Annotated in this window: 13 protein-coding genes; 5 read left to right on the forward strand and 8 right to left on the reverse strand. The window is 71.0% G+C overall.

Features of this window, described 5'->3' with window-relative positions; genetic code table 11:
- Positions 1 to 10: 10 nt before the first annotated feature.
- From SLV14N_RS09100 to SLV14N_RS09115, 4 genes are read left to right on the forward strand one after another with little or no spacing between them, the layout of a single operon-like run.
- Positions 11 to 1,591, forward strand: a complete 1,581-nt coding sequence (locus SLV14N_RS09100) for a class I tRNA ligase family protein (protein WP_208680490.1) — start codon at positions 11 to 13, stop codon at positions 1,589 to 1,591.
- A complete protein-coding gene (locus tag SLV14N_RS09105; RefSeq protein WP_263268969.1) occupies positions 1,584 to 2,927 on the forward strand; it encodes a lysine N(6)-hydroxylase/L-ornithine N(5)-oxygenase family protein in 1,344 nt (447 codons plus the stop codon). Before SLV14N_RS09100 ends, SLV14N_RS09105 begins: the two co-directional genes overlap by 8 nt.
- Entirely contained in the window at positions 2,924 to 5,242 is a 2,319-nt protein-coding gene (locus SLV14N_RS09110; RefSeq protein ID WP_263268970.1) for a WD40 repeat domain-containing protein, read from the forward strand. Before SLV14N_RS09105 ends, SLV14N_RS09110 begins: the two co-directional genes overlap by 4 nt.
- Positions 5,239 to 6,165 (forward strand): DMT family transporter, encoded by a 927-nt coding sequence (locus SLV14N_RS09115; RefSeq protein WP_263268971.1) that lies wholly within the window; start codon positions 5,239 to 5,241, stop codon positions 6,163 to 6,165. The genes SLV14N_RS09110 and SLV14N_RS09115 overlap by 4 nt, the downstream gene beginning before the upstream one ends.
- 67 nt (positions 6,166 to 6,232) lie before the next feature.
- On the opposite strand, the gene SLV14N_RS09120 is transcribed toward SLV14N_RS09115, so the two are convergent.
- The 7 genes from SLV14N_RS09120 to SLV14N_RS09150 all read right to left on the reverse strand — a co-directional run bounded on the left by SLV14N_RS09120 (position 6,233) and on the right by SLV14N_RS09150 (position 14,729).
- Positions 6,233 to 7,324: a glycosyltransferase family 2 protein gene (locus SLV14N_RS09120; protein WP_263268972.1), complete on the reverse strand. Its 1,092-nt coding sequence runs from the start codon at positions 7,322 to 7,324 to the stop codon at positions 6,233 to 6,235.
- Between the two features lie 318 nt (positions 7,325 to 7,642).
- Complete coding sequence (locus SLV14N_RS09125) at positions 7,643 to 9,169, reverse strand: MFS transporter (protein ID WP_263268974.1); 1,527 nt, start codon at positions 9,167 to 9,169, stop codon at positions 7,643 to 7,645.
- The gene (locus SLV14N_RS09130) at positions 9,166 to 9,750 is read right to left on the reverse strand and encodes a TetR/AcrR family transcriptional regulator (protein WP_263268976.1); all 585 of its coding nucleotides are present in this window, start codon (positions 9,748 to 9,750) and stop codon (positions 9,166 to 9,168) included. The genes SLV14N_RS09125 and SLV14N_RS09130 overlap by 4 nt, the downstream gene beginning before the upstream one ends.
- A gap of 174 nt (positions 9,751 to 9,924) precedes the next feature.
- Positions 9,925 to 11,124 carry a S8 family peptidase gene (locus tag SLV14N_RS09135; protein ID WP_208680497.1) on the reverse strand — a complete coding sequence of 400 codons (1,200 nt, stop codon included), beginning with the start codon at positions 11,122 to 11,124 and terminating at the stop codon, positions 9,925 to 9,927.
- Positions 11,125 to 11,551: 427 nt separating this feature from the next.
- Entirely contained in the window at positions 11,552 to 12,877 is a 1,326-nt protein-coding gene (locus SLV14N_RS09140) for a sugar ABC transporter substrate-binding protein (protein ID WP_208680498.1), read from the reverse strand.
- Positions 12,877 to 13,863 (reverse strand): carbohydrate ABC transporter permease, encoded by a 987-nt coding sequence (locus SLV14N_RS09145; RefSeq protein WP_263268979.1) that lies wholly within the window; start codon positions 13,861 to 13,863, stop codon positions 12,877 to 12,879. Before SLV14N_RS09145 ends, SLV14N_RS09140 begins: the two co-directional genes overlap by 1 nt.
- Positions 13,860 to 14,729 (reverse strand): carbohydrate ABC transporter permease, encoded by an 870-nt coding sequence (locus SLV14N_RS09150; RefSeq protein ID WP_259670733.1) that lies wholly within the window; start codon positions 14,727 to 14,729, stop codon positions 13,860 to 13,862. The genes SLV14N_RS09145 and SLV14N_RS09150 overlap by 4 nt, the downstream gene beginning before the upstream one ends.
- A gap of 319 nt (positions 14,730 to 15,048) precedes the next feature.
- Between SLV14N_RS09150 and SLV14N_RS09155 the strand changes: the two genes are divergently transcribed.
- The gene (locus SLV14N_RS09155; protein ID WP_208680501.1) at positions 15,049 to 15,939 is read left to right on the forward strand and encodes an aminoglycoside phosphotransferase family protein; all 891 of its coding nucleotides are present in this window, start codon (positions 15,049 to 15,051) and stop codon (positions 15,937 to 15,939) included.
- A gap of 37 nt (positions 15,940 to 15,976) precedes the next feature.
- Here the strand turns inward: SLV14N_RS09155 and SLV14N_RS09160 are convergent, their stop codons facing one another.
- Positions 15,977 to 16,705, reverse strand: coding sequence for an exonuclease domain-containing protein (locus tag SLV14N_RS09160; protein WP_208680502.1), 729 nt, complete (start codon positions 16,703 to 16,705; stop codon positions 15,977 to 15,979).
- Positions 16,706 to 16,929: the final 224 nt, after the last annotated feature.

The following is a 16,929-nucleotide window of genomic DNA, read 5'->3' on the forward strand; positions in this document are numbered from 1 at the left end:
CAGGAGTGACATGACCAGCGAAACCCAGGAGCCACAGCGCTATCTGCTCGTGCCCATGCATCCGACGCCCAACGGGCGGCTGCACATCGGGCATGCGGCCGGCGCCTACCTCCGTGCCGATGTGCTCGCGCGCCACCTGCGCCGCGAGGGCCACCAGGTGTCGGTGATGAGCGGCAGCGACGCGTACGAGAACTGGATCCTCCTCGACGCGCTCGACGCCGACCGGACACCGGCGGAGACCTGCTGGCGCTTCCACGCGCTCATCGGGGACGACCTGCGCAGCCTCGGGGTGGAACTCGACGAGTGGATCAGTCCCCTCGACGACGACCACGCCGAGCCCTACCAACGGGTGCACGAAGAGCTGCTGAAGCGGCTCGCCGACGCCGGCACCGCCAGGAAGGTGCCGGACCCCACGCCCCGCTCCCGCGACACCGGACGCCATGTCATCGGTGTGTGGCTGAAGGGCACCTGCCCCCAGTGCCATACGCCCGGCGGCGGCAACGCCTGTGAGGCCTGTGGCTACCACTACCAGCCGGCCGAGATCCTCGAACCGCACTCGCGGCTGGACGAAGGCCCTCTGGAGTGGGAGGACTTCGACAGCTGGTACCTCAGCCCGCCGTCCGTCGAGGACGTCATCGACGCTGTCCACGCCTCTGACGTGGCAGCCGACTTCGCCGACATCGCGGCCACCTACCTGCGGCAGACCAAGGGTGCGGTGCGGCTTTCGCAGCCGGGTGACTGGGGCATCCCCAGTGAGCTGGCCGGGCCCGAAGGCGTACTGAGCAACCCCTACTTCGGTTTCAGCCTCTACTGCGGAGAGGTGTACCGCCGGCGCCACGGCACCGGGCTCAACGCCTTCCACCGCGACTCCGGCGTCATCACCGTCGGACTGTTCGGCATCGACAACGCCATCGGCGGAGTCGCCGCCAGCCACGCGATCGCCGCGTCCCACGGCGAGCTCAAGGCGTTCGACCACATGGTCACGAACTACTTTCTCGACTTCGAGGGCGAGAAGTGCTCCACCAGCCGCAAACACGGCATCTGGCTGCACGAACTCCTCTCCCGCACGTCGGCGACCGCAGACGAACTGCGCTACCACCTCAGCCATGTGGATCTCACGGCCGGCAGTGACAACTTCGCCATCGCCGCATTCGTCGACAGCGTCAACCGGGTCCGCACCCGGTTCGCCGCCGCCGAGAGCCTGGCGTGCGACACGGACGGCGTCCTCACCGCGCAGGACACCGAACGGATCGTGCGGGCCGTCCACCAACAGGGAGAGAGCCTGCGGCCCGGCGCGGCGGTGTCCCTGCCCGCCGCGGTCCGGGTCCTCGACGACTGGCTGGCGGCGTCACCGGCCGACGGTGGCACGGCCTGGCTCACCGGTCTCGCTCTCCTCGCCGAGCCCTTCATGCCGGTCGTCGCCCAGCGCCTGTGGACGGCACTCGGCCGGGCGGGACGCCCCCGGCTCGCCGACCTCGGCCGGGAGAACGGCCGCCGCACCGCCACCGCCACCGCGCCCGCGGAGCCGGAGAAGACCTTCACCGCCCATGAGATAGCACCCGTGTGCCACCTGAGGAGCGACCGTGTCTGAGCACCACACCCACCGAGCCGGCTCCACCGAAGACCTCGACGTCCTCGGCATCGGAATCGGACCCTTCAACCTCAGTACCGCGGCACTGCTGCCGAAGGACGCCCTCACGGCGCGTTTCATCGACCGCAAGGAGGCCTTCGACTGGCACCCCGGTCTCCTCTTCCGGCATGCCACGCTCCAGTCGCCCTTCCTCAAGGACTGCGTGACCCTGGCCGATCCGACCAGCGAGTACTCGTTCCTGAACTACCTCTCGCGCAGCCGCAGGCTGAACCGGTTCGTCGTGGCCGACCACCCGAACGTCAAACGCCGTGAGTTCAACGACTACTTCAAGTGGATCTGCGCCAACCTCGACACCCTCCGCTTCGGCACCGATGTGCGGTCCCTGGACTTCGACGGACGCGCCTTCGTCGCCGGCACCAACCGGGGTACCTACCGTGCCAAGGACGTGATCCTCGGTGTCGGCCGCGCCCCCTTCGTCCCCGAAGGCGCCCGCCCCCATCTCGGCAGCACCGTCTTCCACGGCAGCGAGTACCTGCTGCGCGACCTCGACATCACCGGCAAACGCGTCGCGGTGATCGGCGGCGGGCAGACCGGCGCGGAGATCTTCGACGACCTCATCGGCGACGACTCCCGGCTGCCGTCCGAAGTGACCTGGGTGACCCGGCGCGGCAACTTCGCCCCGTTCGACGAGTCCCCGTTCGCCAACGAGCTGTACGTACCCGGCTATACGCGGTACTTCCACGCGCAGTCCCGCACCGAGCGACAGCGCCTGCTGCCCCAGCAGAAGCTCTCCAGCGACGCCATCCTGCAGCCCTTGCTGGAGTCCATCTACCGGCGGCTGTACGAGACGGACTTCCTCCAGGACCGGCGGCTCGGCTACCGGATGCTGGTGGACCGGCACTTCACCCGCGTCTCCCCTGCGGCCTCGGGGTGGCTGCTCACGATGGAGGGCCCGCAGGGCACCGAGGCGATCGAGGCCGACATCGTCATCCTGGCGACCGGCTTCTCACACGAGACCCCCGCGGTCCTCGACCAGCTCTCCGACCGGCTCGTCCGCGACGAGGACGGACAGGTCGTCGTCAACGAGGACTTCTCGCTGCAGTGGGACGGGCCGCCGGACCACCGGATCTTCGCCCACAACATGTCCCTGCACACCCATGGCTGGATCGACCCCAATTTCGCGGGAATGGCGTGGCGCAGCGGCGTGATCGTCAACAGCGTGCTCGGCCGCTACCTCTACGACGTGGATGTCGACGGGACCACCGTGGACTGGGGAGGCAAGACCACCACCGCCCTGGAACTGCCCGCACCGGAGCCCGTCGGGGCCGGTGTATGACCGAGAGGACCGGGGTGTGCCCGCCGGCGGCAGCCGGCTGGCACGCCCACCCCGCCGGGCTCTGCGCCCTTTCCTGGTCACACGACGGACAACGCCTCGCCACCGGAGGCAACGACGGCCTCATCAAGGTGTGGCGACCCCGCGGCGGCACCGCGGACCTGCTGCTCACCTTGCGCGGCCATGACGGAGCGGTGCGGTCCCTGTCCTGGACCCCCGACGACACCCTGCTGGCTTCCGGCGCGGAGGACGGGACGGCCGTGGTGTGGGACAGCTCCACCGGCGAGCGCCAGGCCACCCCGCAACGCAACCGGCGGTGGGTCAACGCCGTCGCCTGGTCTCCGGACGGCAGGCAGCTCGCAGCCGCCGGCGGCGACCGGCGGATCGTCGTCACCGACCGGTACGGCCGTCCGGCCGCCCCGCCCCTGCACAGCCCCTACGGCGTGTTCCTCAGCCTGGCGTGGTCGCCCGACGGCGCCTCGCTGGCCGGTACGGGCCGCGGCGCGGACCTCACCGTCTGGGATGCCACCGACTGGACCGTGCGCACGGTCCCGGCCGGCCCGGGAAGCGTCTGGACGGTGTGCTGGTGGCGTGGCGGCCTGGCCACGGGTAACGCCGCCGGCCGGGTGCGGTTGTGGGACGCGCGGACGCTGCGCCCCCGCGAGCTGATCGACGGGCACGGCGGTGCCGTCGCGCGGGTCACCGCGAGCAGCGACGGCGAGCTCATCGCGACGCTCTCGCACGACCAGAGCATCGGCGTGTGGGACGCCCGCACCGGCCGGCTGCTGTGGCGGCGGGAGGATGCCTACCCGGGGTGGACCGGCTGCCTCGAGGCCTCCCCGACTGCCGCCCTTCTCGCGGGCACCGACGCGGACGGGCAGGAAGTCCGTATCTGGCCGCTCGCCCCCACCGCCGCCGCCCCGCGCGAGCTGCCGGTGGCCGCCTCCGTGCGCGACGCGCTCCGCGACGCCCGGCGGGCAGGTGCCGGCCATCTGACCCTGACCGAAGCGACCCGGTCTCTGGGTGCCGCGCTGCCGAAGCGGCACAAGCCGGAGGGCTGGGCCGAGGCGGAGCTGGTGCGGAGCGCCGATGCGGGCGAACTCGCGCTCTACGGAGCACGGGTGGCCGCCCTGGACGCGCCCTGGCTCCGGCAACTGGCCGACCTGTGCGTGGATGCCGCGGCCGCAGCGGAAGATGACCTGCGCCTGTTGCCCACCGTCGAGCGACTGCTGCGCGAGACGCCCGCGGTAGCCGGGAGCCGTCATGCGTCAGCAAGGACGACCGCGAGCCTGGTCGGCTGTCAGCTGGTGCGCAGTGGCCGGGCCTGGGTCCGCGGCACGACGCATCCCGGGAGGCTCTGCGTGGTGGACGCCATGCCGGAGGCACCTGACGCCCCGTCGGCCGGGCCTCCCGCCGGGCCGGCCGAGGAACTGCGCTACGCGCAGGACGTGGCACACAGTCCGGCCGAGGTGCTGTCCGACGTCCTGAACACCACACTGTTCCGGCGCTGGGCCGCCGGGCGCCACGAGCTCACGGCCCTCACGGACGACCACCACTCCGTCCGGGTCACCGCGACGCGCGCGCCGGGTGAAGGACTGACGGTGCGGGTGGCCGCCGAACGCGCAGCGGACCGGGACCTGCTCGTCGCGCTCCTGGCGCGCCGTATCGCGCGCGCGTGCCCCGGCGCGGCCCCGCCCGCCCGCCGCGGCATCCGGATGGCCCGTCCCGTACCCGCGAACCTGCACGAGTGGGACCCGGCTGCCGTCGGGGTCTGGGCGCTCTCCCGCGAGGACCTGCCGACGCGTCCGGCTGACCGGGTCGCCGTCGTCGACGAGCACATCGACGACGAACGGCTGCGGCAGGAACGCCTGTTGCTGAACGACGGCTTCGCCGGGCACGAACCCCCCGACGTCCACATCTGGCACGCGCCGGACGACGACCGCGCCGCGGCGGAACTGGCCTCCGAGCTGGCGACGTTGGGGCTGCGCACCGCCTACGGAGAGCACGACACGGCGCGCTTGGTGGAGGCCACGCTGCCTGCCAGAACCGCCCTGCTGCTGATCACCCCCTCGCTGTCCGACTGGTCCGCCTGCCCCCTCGCCGACGCCTACGACCAGCTCACCCGGGTGACCAGGGAAACGGGCCGCCGGATCCGCTGGCTGCCGGTCACCGTGGACGCCGCGGGGCTGCCGGCGGACCTCCCCGACCACCTGCTCAGCTTCGACCGATACCGGCGTGGAGGGGTGGACCCGAGCACGCGCCGGAAGAACACACACGCCCTCCTCGGCGGAATACTTGTAGACAGGACTCGCTCATGACCCTCGAGCAGACCCCCACGGACGTCGGTACCAAGACCTCGATGGTCTGGTTCGCCCTCGCCGGAGCGCTGACCCTGTGGGCGTCCGCGTTCGTCGGCATCCGCTCCGCCCTGCACGACTTCACCCCCGGCCCCATGGCCCTTTTCCGCTTCGTCATCGCCTCGTGCGGATTGCTGGTCGTATGGGTGGTGACCGCACGGATACGTCGCGAACGGCTGCGGCTTCCCGCGGCCCGGGACGTGCCCTTGCTGCTGCTGTGCGCCTTGCTGCTGATCGTGGTCTACAACCTGGGCGTGAACTTCGGCGAGCAGACCGTCAGTCCGGGAACAGCCAGCTTCCTGGTCGGCCAGGTACCGGTGTTCAGCATCATGCTGGCCGCCGCGATCCTCAGGGAGCGCGTGGCGGTGGTCGGCTGGATCGGCATCGGCGTCGGCATCGCCGGCACGGTCGTCATGCTCTTCGCCGATCAGACCGGGCTCCAGATCAACACCGGAACGCTCTACGTCCTCGCCGCTGCCCTCGCCGAAAGCCTGTACTTCGTCCTGTCCAAACCGCTGCTGGAGCGCTATGGGGCCATGGAACTCAACGTGTACGTCACCATCCCCGGCACCCTGATGATGCTGCCGTTCGCCGGCGACCTCACCCGTCAGCTGGCTTCGGCCGCGACCGGCAGCGTCCTGATGATGGTGTACCTCGGCATCTTCCCCGCCGCCGTGGCCTACCTCCTGTGGAACTACGCCCTGGCCCGGCTTGATGTCTCCGCGTCGACGTCCGGTCTGTATGCCCTGCCGCTCATCACGATCGTCGTCTCGTTCGTCTTCCTCCGGGAGCTTCCCAGCCTTCTCGGCCTCATCGGTGGCGTCATCTCGCTCGCGGGAGCCGCCCTTGTCAACAGCCGCCGCGCGAGGGCGAGTCGCGCATGAACGCCGCCCCTGGGTGCCGCCGGGGCCCTTGTCGTCCCGGCGGCACCTGCAGACGCCGACCCGCGCCTCACCCCGCCCCGGCGAGAGCTGTCCGCGTCGGCCGGTGGTCGGCTCTTCCCTTCTCGTAGACGGTGAGCCCTCGTGCCAGGTGGAGGGGCACCAGCAGCAGCTCGACGATGAGGGCCTTCCAGGCGTAGACGAGGTTGACGGCCTTGGTTGCGTAGACGCAGGGGATATTCAACAGCACTGTGGGCAGGGAGAGTTTGCGGCGACGGGCGGCATAGAGGAGTGGCGGTGTCGTCAGGAGCAGTTCGGCGCCGGCCCACCAGGCGAAGGCGACGGCGGGTGGCTGTCCGGTCGTTGCGACGAGCAGGAACGGGGTCGCCCACCACAGGGGCGCGGTGAGGATCTCCAGGAGGGCGAGCAGCACCCAGACCGCCAGCAGGGGTTTGTGGCGGATCAGCCGCCCGAGGTGGAGCCGGACGTTCTGACAGAAGCCGGCCATCCAGCGCCAGACCTGTTTGCGGAGGTAGGTGAGGTCCTCGGGGTCGGCGGCCAGCGCGACCGCGTCGGAGACATAGACCGCGCGTCTGCCGGCGATCTGCTGGGACCACGTGTAATCCATGTCTTCGACGATGGTCCGCTCGGGGAAGCCCCCGAAGGCCATCAGATCGTCGCGCCGGAAGACGGAGCAGCAACCCGAGCACACCATGGGGCTGTTGGCGCGGGCCTGGATGGGGCGGTGCCAGTGGAACCCGAAGAGATATTCGGTGGAGCGTCCGCGTTCCCAGAGTGTGCGGGTGTGGCGGGTGCGGACCGTGCCTGCCGCGACGGAGACGCCGGGGTCGTCGAAGACGGGCAGGACGGTCTCGATGTAGTCCGGCGCGAGGACGGTGTCCGCGTCGACTGCCAGGACGAGGTCGGTGGTGCACTGCGGAAGGGCGTAGTTCTGTGCCTTGGCCTTGCTGCCGAGATTGTGCGGTGGCCGCAGCACGGTCACGCCGTGTGAGGCCGCCACTTCGCCGGTGCGGTCCGTGGAGGCATCGTCCACCACCAGGACCCGGTCAGGCCGGACCGTTTGAGAGGCGAGGGACTCCAGCGTGGCCGGCAGTCCCTCCTCCTCGTTGTGTGCGGGCACGATGACGGTGATGGTGTGCAAGTCGGTCTCCCCCTGTCTTGCGGATGGCGCCGGCTACGACCGTGAGCAGTCCGATCACGCCGTAGACGATGGTGCTGATGCCGATGAACGGCAGTCCTCCGTGCATGTCACCGACGGTAGGGGAGGTTGCGCCCGGCGTGGTTCCGGAGGGTCCCTCCTGTGGATAACTCGTCCAACGAGGCGGGGCAGAGCCTGAGTTGGAGGCGACACGTACCGGGTTCCGCCGCACGGTGCGCGGCGGAAGTGGTCGACGTTGAGGGGCCCCTCGGGCCGGGGCATTGCTTTTCGGCGGGGCAAGTCGGCGGGCCAGTCGACGCGTCAGTCCCCGGACGTCACGGCCTCCGTCGCTTCGGCCGGGTCGCGATCGCGCCCGGTGGTTGCCGGCGACTGCGGAGAGTCGCCACCGGCCGGGCGGCCGGGGAGTTCGGCCGCGGCCAGCGCGCCGGTCGCGGCGACGGCCGCGAGCGTCAGGAGGGCGGGGCCCATCGCGGAGAGGAAGGCTTCGCCGGTCCAGTGCGGCCCGCCGGATGGCCCCCCGCCGGTGGTACCGGGGGCCGTGAGGGTCACCAGCATGGTGGCCGTGGCGACGCCCAGTGCCGGGCCGATGTTCATCGCGGTCTGCTGGAGGCCGCCGGCCACTCCGGCGTGGTCCGCGGACACATGGCGCACGATGACCGCCGTCGCCGTGACCATCACCGTGCCGAAGCCGGCGCCCAGCAGGAGGAAACCCCCACTGATGGCCGGTGCCGTCGAGGTCCGGTCGAGTTGGGACAGCACGAGGATGCCGAGGGTGAGGAGGGTCATCGCCGCCACGGTCGTCCGGCGGGGGCCGTACCGGCGCTGCAGCACGGCCGAGGCCGGCGCGCTCAGCACCATCAGCACGGCCAGCGGCAGCACCCGCAGACCGCTCTGCAGCGGGTCCATCGCGAGGACGTCCTGCAGGAAGTAGGTGCTGACGAACAGCGCACCGAACAGGGCCGCCGACGCGGAGAGCAGGACCGCGAGGGCCGAGGCGACGGTCTTCGAGCGGACCACGGAGAGGGGGACCAGCGGACTGGCAGTGCGGCGTTCGTGCCGGATGAAGGCGCCGCAGGCGAGCGCGGCCGCGGCCCCGCCCAGTGTGGTGGCCGTCGTCCAACCGGTTTCCGGGAGGGCGACGAGGGTGTGTACGAGACACACCAGGGCCAGCGCGAGGAGACAGGCGCCCGGCAGGTCGAGTCGGGGGGCGGGGGTGCGGGGCCCGCCGGCAGTGGTGGTGGCTCCGGCCGTCTCCCGGTCGTCGGGAGTGGGAACGCGAACGGCCAGCGCCAGTAGGCCGATCAGGCCTGCGGGCACCACGTTGAGGAAGAAGACGGCCCGCCAGCCCCAGTGGGCGACCAGCGCGCCGCCGAGGACCGGGCCGGCGGCGGCCGCCAGCCCGATGGCGCTGGTGCGCAGGGCGAGGGGCATGCCGAGCCGGTCGCTCGGATAGGTGGCGCGCAGCATTCCCAGGGTGGCCGGTTGCAGCAGCGCACCGAAGATCCCCTGGGCCACCCGCAGTCCGATCACCCAGCCGACCCCGGGCGCCAGGCCGATCCCTGCCGAGGTGGCGCCGAAGCCCAGGATCCCGAGGGCGAAGACCTGTTGATGGCCGTAGCGGTCACCGAGCCTGCCGGCGAAGACCAGCAGGCTCGCCACGGCGATGAGATAGCCGGTGCTGGTCCACTGGACCTGCCCGAACGAGGCGTGCAGATCCCGCTGCAGGGCGGGCTGCGCCACGGTCAGTACGGTGCCGTCCAGGGCGACGATCACGGCCCCGGTGATACTGCCGGTGAGGACGAGGCGCTGACGGCGTCGGGCAGTCATCGGCCCTCCGGCCCGAGGTGTGCGTCCAGCGCGGCCCGGAGCAGCGGCTCGACGTCGTCGGTCCCTGTGGCGAGTTGCAGGCTGCCCCACCTCCACAGCTGGGCGATGCCGTGCAGATTGCTCCACAGGGCGCCTGCGACGACCCGGGCCGGCACATCGGACTGCGGCTGCACCCGGGCGACAAGATCGACGAGTACCTGGAAGAGCGGCAGGCTGGTGTCCCGCAGGCCGAGATGGCCGCTCTCCAGCAGGTCGTGCCGGAACATCAGCTCGAACATGCCGCGGTGGGTCAGCGCGAAGTCGAGATAGCCACGGCCCAGGGCCATGAGCTGGGCGCGGGGGTCCGCCCGGTGGGCGTCGATGTCCGCCGCGACCTTCTCCGCCAGGTCGGTGAACCCCTGGCGGGCGATGGCGGACAGCAGGGACAGATGGGTCGGGAAGTGGCGCCGTGGCGCACCGTGGGAGACCCCGGCCCGGCGGGCGATCTCCCGCAACGACAGCGCCTGCACTCCCTCTTCGGTCAGCAGGTCGATGCCGACCTGGACCAAACGGGCACGCAGGCCCGCCTCTTGATCAGTCATGGGCACTGTCTACCGTATGGAGTAGACAGTGTCTACGCGGGGTTTCGCCCCGGGCCACAGAGGGACGGGGGAAGCCTTCGGCCGGGAAGTCGCGGAGCGCACAACAGCGCCGGCCGCCGCGCCCCGTGGGGGCGAGCGCGACGGCCGGCGGGTGGAGCTGAGGAAGTCAGGTGATTACTCGACGACCTTCAGCAGCTTGTTGGGCGTACCCTCGCTCGGGTTCGTGATCTTGTCGGGCGTGGCGCCGTCGGTCAGGGCCTTCGCCACGTCGGCCGGCTTGGCGTCCTTGTGACCGGCCAGGTAGACCGCGGCGGCACCGACGACGTGCGGGGTCGCCATGGACGTACCCGAGATGGTCTTGGTGGCGCCGTCGTTCCAGTCCGAGGTGATGTCGGAGCCGGGGGCGTAGAGGTCCACGACCTTGCCGAAGTTGGAGAAGTCGGACTGCTCGTCCTCCTTGGTGCTGGAGGCCACGGTGATGGCTTCCTTCACCCGCGACGGCGAGCCCTGGCCCGCGTCGGAGGACTCGTTGCCCGCCGCGACGGCGAAGGTGACACCGGCGTCGATGGCCTTCTTCACGGCCGCGTCGAGAGCCTCGTCCGCGCCGCCGCCGAGCGACATGTTGGCGACCGAGGGGCCCTTGTGGTTCTTGGTGACCCAGTCGATGCCCGCCACGACCTGCTCGGTGGTGCCGGAGCCCTCACCGTCCAGGACCTTGACGCCCACGATCTTGGCCTTCTTGGCGACACCGTGCTCGGTACCGCCGATGGTGCCCGCGACGTGCGTGCCGTGGCCGTTGTCGTCCTCGGCCTTGTCGCTGCCGTCGATGGCGTTGAAGCCGTACGACGCCCGGCCGCCGAAGTCCTTGTGCTTGATGTGGACACCGGTGTCGATGACGTACGTGGTGACGCCCTCACCCGCGCTGTCGGGGTAGTTGAACTTCTTGTCGCCCTTGGTGTCTTCCTGGTCGATACGGTCCAGGCCCCACGACGGCGGGTTGGCCTGGGCTTCACTGATGTGGAACTTCTTGTTCTGGACGACCTTGTCGACGGCCGGGTCGGCGGCGAGCTGCTTGGCCTCATCGGCACTCAGGCCGGTCGCCGAGAAGCCGTCGATGGCGGAGGAGTAGTTCCGCTTGACCTTGCCGCCGTACTTGGAGGCCAGGTCACCGCTCTCCATGGTGCGGATCGACTTCTTCATCATGACGATGTAGCTGCCGTTCACGGCGCCCTTGGCCTCGGCTCCGTAGATCTTGCCTTCGGCGGCCGGGGACGCGCCCGCGGTGACCGCGGTGACGGCGGCGATACCAGTGGCGGCGACCGCGGCGGATATTGCCGTGACGAGCCGCTTCTTGCTGGAACGCTTGTGAGCCATTGCGAGGGTTCTCCTCGTTCGTGGTGTGGGGGGAAAGCGTTGCGCAATAGCCCGAACAGACCGGAAGATCTGCGTCGGACTGGTTCGAAACCCTGTCTGATTGATGAGTTCAATTCAAGGCCAGTCGGGGCGTGTGAGATAAGCAACAAGGGCATTGAAATGGGAAATGTTTCAGAAGTGGTCAAAGCGACCCCGGAGTTGAACCGGAGCGACTCAACTCCGTTTACGTGCCCGCAATAGAGGGTGACGCGGCAGTGAACCGTGCGCCGGGCGACAGGTGTACCGGGGGCGGCTCGCGCTCGGTGGTGGACGTGTGCGCGTCGTCCATCACGGCCTCAGGCAGGGGCAGTTGGGAGGTTGCGGCCCCCCAGCGCTGCCGCTCGGCCATCGCCGGCCTTACGTCATGACCCGTACGGCTCCGCGCGCTTCAGCGCTGATAGCGGGCCAACACCAGATTTCCGTCCTCGACGAGCCGCTTCCGCAGGGTGTCCAGGCCTATGGCGCCGCTGTAGTACTCCTGAAGACCCGGAGTGGCAATCTTGTCCTTCCATTCCGGATATCCGCGGACGGACTGGGCCGGGGCGGAATGCAGCGACCCCGCCAGGGCGGTGCCCGTCGCCCAGTCATATGTGGCGGCCCGGAGCGCCGGATCCCTCAGCGCCTCCTGACCCGTCGGCAGCAGCCAGTCGCCCAGGGCGAGCCGGACCATGTTCGGCGGGCTGAGGAGGAAGTCGATGAAGGCCATCGCCTCCTCCTTGTACGGACAGTCCTCGGCGATCGACAGGGTCTGCGGGCTCACGCCCTGGTCCAGGGCGGTGCCCTTGGGGGCGGGCAGCACCGTCCAGTCGAAACCCTTGGGCGCCTGCTGGGCGATCTGCTGACGGTAGGAGAAGCCGAGCGGCACCATCGCACAGCGCCCGGCGAAGAAGCCCGGGAGGGTGTCGGAGCCGCCCATGCCCAGGGTCGTACGGGAGGCGCTGCGGTCGACGTTGACCTGGTCGTGGATGGTGCGCGGCACCAGCTGGTCGACGGCGTCGAAGCGCACCTCCACCTTGCCGTCGCGGTGGCGGTGGAAGATCCGGCCGCCCGTGGACAGCGCGAGGTTGAGGGTGGCGGAGACGGGCTCCTTCAGCGGCCAGGCGACGCCGTAGGTGGTGCCGCGGGTCAGCCGCTGTGCCGCCTCCTCGAACTCCTGCCAGGTCCAGGGGTGTTCGGGGGTGGGGATGCGGACGCCGGACCGGTCCAGCTTCGCGCGGTTGGCGATCAGTACCCGCGGTTCCTGGAGGAACGGGACGCCGTGGATCCGGCCGGCGAAGGTGCCGGTCTCCCAGCTGCGCTGCGGGATGTCGCGCTTGAGGCGCGGCGGCAGGAGGGCGGTGAGGTCGGCGAGGTCCCCGCCGTAGGCGAAGTCCGCGAGGTCGTCGGAGGCGTCATGGATGATGTCCGGCGCCTCGCCGCCCTCGAAGGAGGTCAGCAGCTGGTCGTGGACGGTGGTCCAGGAACCCTGGACGTACTGCACCCGGATGTCGGGGTGTTGTCTGTTCCATTCGGCGACCAGCTGTTTGTTGGCCTTGAGCGAGTCCTGCTGCCAGGCCAGCGACTGGAAGCGCAGGGTGATCCGGCCGTCCGTCGTCCGCCGCCGGCCGTCGGAACAGCCCGGCAGCAGGGCCGCGGCCGGCAGCGCGGCGGCCGCCGTGAGCAGGCCCCGCCGGGTGAAGGGGCGCGGGCGCGCGGGCGCGTGGTCGTGGCGCATCAGCTCTTCACCGCCCCTGCGAGCATCCCGCCCGTGATCCGCCGCTGGATGGCGGCGAAGAGCAGCAGGCTCGGGAGGGTTGCGAGGAGCGCGGCGGCGGCGAGCGGGCCGAGGTCGGCGACACCCTCCGCCCCGAGGAAGTGGGTCAGCACGACCGGCAGTGTCTGTTTCTCGGGGGACTTGAGCAGGACCAGGGCGAAGAAGAACTCGTTCCAGGCGGTGATGAAGGCGAACAGCGCGGTGGCGACGATGCCGGGCGCGAGCAGCGGGGCGGTGACCGAGACGAGCGTACGGAGCCGGCCGGCGCCGTCCACCGCCGCCGCCTCCTCCAACTCCCTTGGTATGGCGCGGACATAGCCGGTCAGCATCCACAGGGCGAACGGCAGCGACCACACCGCATAGACCATGATCAAACCGATCCGGGAGTCCACCAGATGGAGGCCCTTCAGGATCAGGAACAGCGGGATGATCACCAGCACCAGCGGGAAGGCCTGACTGATCACGACCCAGCCGGTGGCCGCCCGGGACAGACGGTTGCGGAAGCGGGCCAGGACATACGCCATCGGGGTCGCCAGCAGAATCGCGAGCAGCGCGGAGACCGCCGCGGCCAGCAGGCTGTTGCCCGCCGCCGCCGGCAGCGGCTGCTGTGCGAAGGCCTGCCGGAAGTTCTCCAGGGTGGGCGCCTCGGGGATCCAGGTGGGGTGGATGCTGCCGAGTTCCCGCGGTGGCTTGAAGGCGGTGGAGAGCAGCCAGAGGAAGGGGAAGGCGAGGAAGGCGAGATAGCCGAGGAGTGCGGCGTACTGGCCGGCGCGGGTGGCGGTGCGTCGTGGGGTGGCGGTGCGTCGTGGGGTGGCGGTGCGTCGTGAAGTGGCGGTGCGTCGTGAAGTGGAGGTGCGTCGTGGGGTGCCGCGCGGGATGGGGGCACTTCCCGCACCGCGCGGGGCGCTGCTGCGCTTGCTGCCGCCGGTGCTCTCCCTGGCCGTCACCGGTCGTCGTCCCCCTTCAGCCGGCCGGCCAGGTAGACGGCCAGCAGGACCGAGATCACCGCGACCATCGCCAGGCCCATCGTGGCGGCGTATCCGAACTGCCCGTAGCGGAAGGCCTCTTCGTAGGCGAACAGCATCGGCAGCCGGGTCCGGCCGCCGGGGCCGCCGTCGGTCAGCACGAAGACCAGGGCGAAGGAGTTGAAGTTCCAGATGAAGTTGAGCGCGGTGACGGCGAGGGCGATGGGTTTGAGGGCGGGCCAGGTGACGGTGCGGAAGCGGCGCCAGGCGCCCGCACCGTCCATGGACGCGGCCTCGTGGAGTTCGCGGGGCACGTTCTGCAGACCGGCCAGCAGGGTGACGGTGGTCTGGGGCATCCCGGCCCAGACGCCGACGACGATGACCGCGGGCAGGGCGGTGGCCAGTCCGCTCAGCCAGTCCCGGCCGTCGCCGGCTCCGGACAGGCCCAGCCCGCGCAGGGTCTCGTTCAGGATGCCGGCGTCCGGGTGGTAGACCAGCCGCCACATGATGCCGACGACGACCTCGGGCATCGCCCACGGGATGATCGCGAGCGCCCGGGCCAGCCAGCGCAGCCGCAGATCGAGATGGAGCAGCAGGGCAAGCCCGAGGGCGAGGAGGAACTGCGGGACGGTGACGCCGAAGGCCCAGATCAGGCCGATCCGGAACGAGTCCCAGAACAGCGAGTCCTGGAACAGGTCGGAGAAGTTCAGCAGCCCCACGAAGCGGGTGGCCTGGGTCCGGCCCGACTGGGCGTCGGTGAACGCCAGCCCGATGCCGTACAGCAGCGGCCCCACGCTCAGCACCAGGATCGGGAGCAGCGCGGGCAGCACGAGGAACCAGGCGCCCAGGTCGCGTCGTGGCCGGGCGGCCCGGTCCGCGGCCGGTTCGGTGGGCCGCCGGGGTGCGGTCGCCAGGGTCACGGGAGGGGCTCCGCGCGACGCGGTCCGGGCGGTCTGCCCCCGTATGCCCCCGCCGTTGGCACTGCTGCCATTGCTCCCCCTCTCCCCCGCCGGCCGTTCCCGGCCGCCGTCATCGTCGTGACGGCCGGCACCCCCGTCAAGGTCCCCGGCCGATTCCCCGGCGGAACTCCCCGCCGGGGATGTCCTGCGGGGCCATGAGGCCGACCTGCGACACTGGTCGCGTACCGGCACCGCAGGAGGCACCCCGATGACCGAACCGAGCCCCGCCGCCTTCACGGAGGCGCGCGCCCGGGACGTGCTGGCCGCGGCCGGGCACCCCGAGGCGGCGGCCGGCGCCGCACTGCTCTCGCTCGGCGAGAACGCCGTCTTCGCCCTCGGCGACAACGGACCGGTCGTACGGGTGGGCCGCAGCGCCGAACTCCTGGAGCGCGCCGAGCGGGAACTGGGCGTGGCCCAGTGGCTGGCGGCCGAGGGTGTGCCGGCCGTACGGGCCGCGGAGCCCGTGGCGACGTTGGCCGACGGGCATCCCGTGACCTTCTGGCAGCGGCTGCCGGAGGCCGTCCGGCCCGCCGGCCCGGACGATCTCGCCGCGCTGCTGAAGCTGGTGCACGCACTGCCGGAGCCGCCGTTCGCCCTCCCCCGGCGCGAACTGCTCGGCGGTGTCGAGCGCTGGCTGCGGCTGGCCGGTGACGCCGTGTCGGCGCCGGACGCGGAGTATCTGCGCGGGCGGCGGGACGCCTTCGCGGCGGCCGCCACCGCCCTGGAACCGCATCTGCCGCGCGGTCCCATCCACGGTGACGCGCTGGCCCGCAACATTCATGTCGGGCCCGACGGACCGGTGCTGGTCGACCTGGAAACCTTCTCCTCCGATCTGCGGGAACACGATCTGGTCGTGATGGCGCTGAGCCGGGACCGCTACGGCCTGGCCCCCGACGCCTACGACACCTTTGTGTCCGTCTACGGCTGGGACGTACGGGACTGGGAGGGCTGCGCCGTGCTGCGCGGGTCCCGGGAGACGGCGAGCTGCGCCTGGGTGTCCCAGCACGCGCCCGGAAACCCGGCGGCGCTCAGGGAATTCCGGCGCCGGATCGCCTCGCTGCGCGACAAGGACGCGACGGTGCGGTGGTATCCCTTCTGAGCGGGGCGGCCTGACGGGCCGAGCCCCCGCGGCCGGGCTATCGCTCGGCCGCCCTGGCCTGGTACGGGATCAGCGGCCAGGCCGGCTCGACTATCGCCTGCGGGTCACCGGACCGCCGCAAATACGCCTGGAACGAGGCGGCTTGATCGGCGGCCGCCTGCTCCTGGAGGGTGTGCAGCGCGCGGGGCGACGGGAGGGCGACGGCCGGGTACTTCTCCCCGATGCGCCGGGCGACCCCGGCCGCGGCCGCCGCATCGGCGCCCGCTTCGTGGGCACCGTCCAACCGGACGCCGTAGTGACCGCAGAGTGCCTGCAGGGCGCGCTTCCCCTTGCGGTAGCGGTCCACGTGCTTGTCCAGGACGAGGGGGTCGATGACCGGCGCGGGTGCGTGTCCCAGGCGTTCGGTCAGGGTCCGCAGGCCGTGGCGCCGGCACTCGCGGTCCAGGAGCGAGAGGTCATAGCGGGCATTCATCACCACCAGCGGGATCTCCGCGCGCAGGGCATCGGCCAGCGCCTCGGTGATTTCCTCTATGGCGGTCGCCGGCGGACGCCCGTGCTCTTGGACATATGCGGTCGAAATGCCGTGAATGGCCGCCGCCTCGTCGGGAATCGGCACCCCCGGGTCGAGCAGCCACGTCAGCTTCGCGGCCGGCCGGCCGTCCCCCTCCAGCCGGAGCAGGGCCGCGGTGACGATGCGGTCCTGCTCGACGTCGGTGCCCGTGGTCTCCAGATCGAAGCTGACCAGCAGCCCCTGATGCCAGCTCATGCCGAACCCTCGCTTCGCTCGGCCTCGCACTCGCTCGGCGCGCACCTTCCCATGATGAACTCGCTCTGCTCGCTCATGCCGAACCCTCGCTTCGCTCGGCCCCGCACTCGCTCGGCGCGCGCCCTCCCATGAAGATCCCCCGGCGTTCGGCCGGGGGGACGTCCATGCTGCACTCGCTCATGCGGGGCCTCCTTCGGTGGTACTTCCCCCGTTGCTCATTCACT

Source organism: Streptomyces sp. Je 1-4 4N24 (genome assembly GCF_026239515.1).
Lineage (GTDB): Bacteria > Actinomycetota > Actinomycetes > Streptomycetales > Streptomycetaceae > Streptomyces > Streptomyces nigrescens.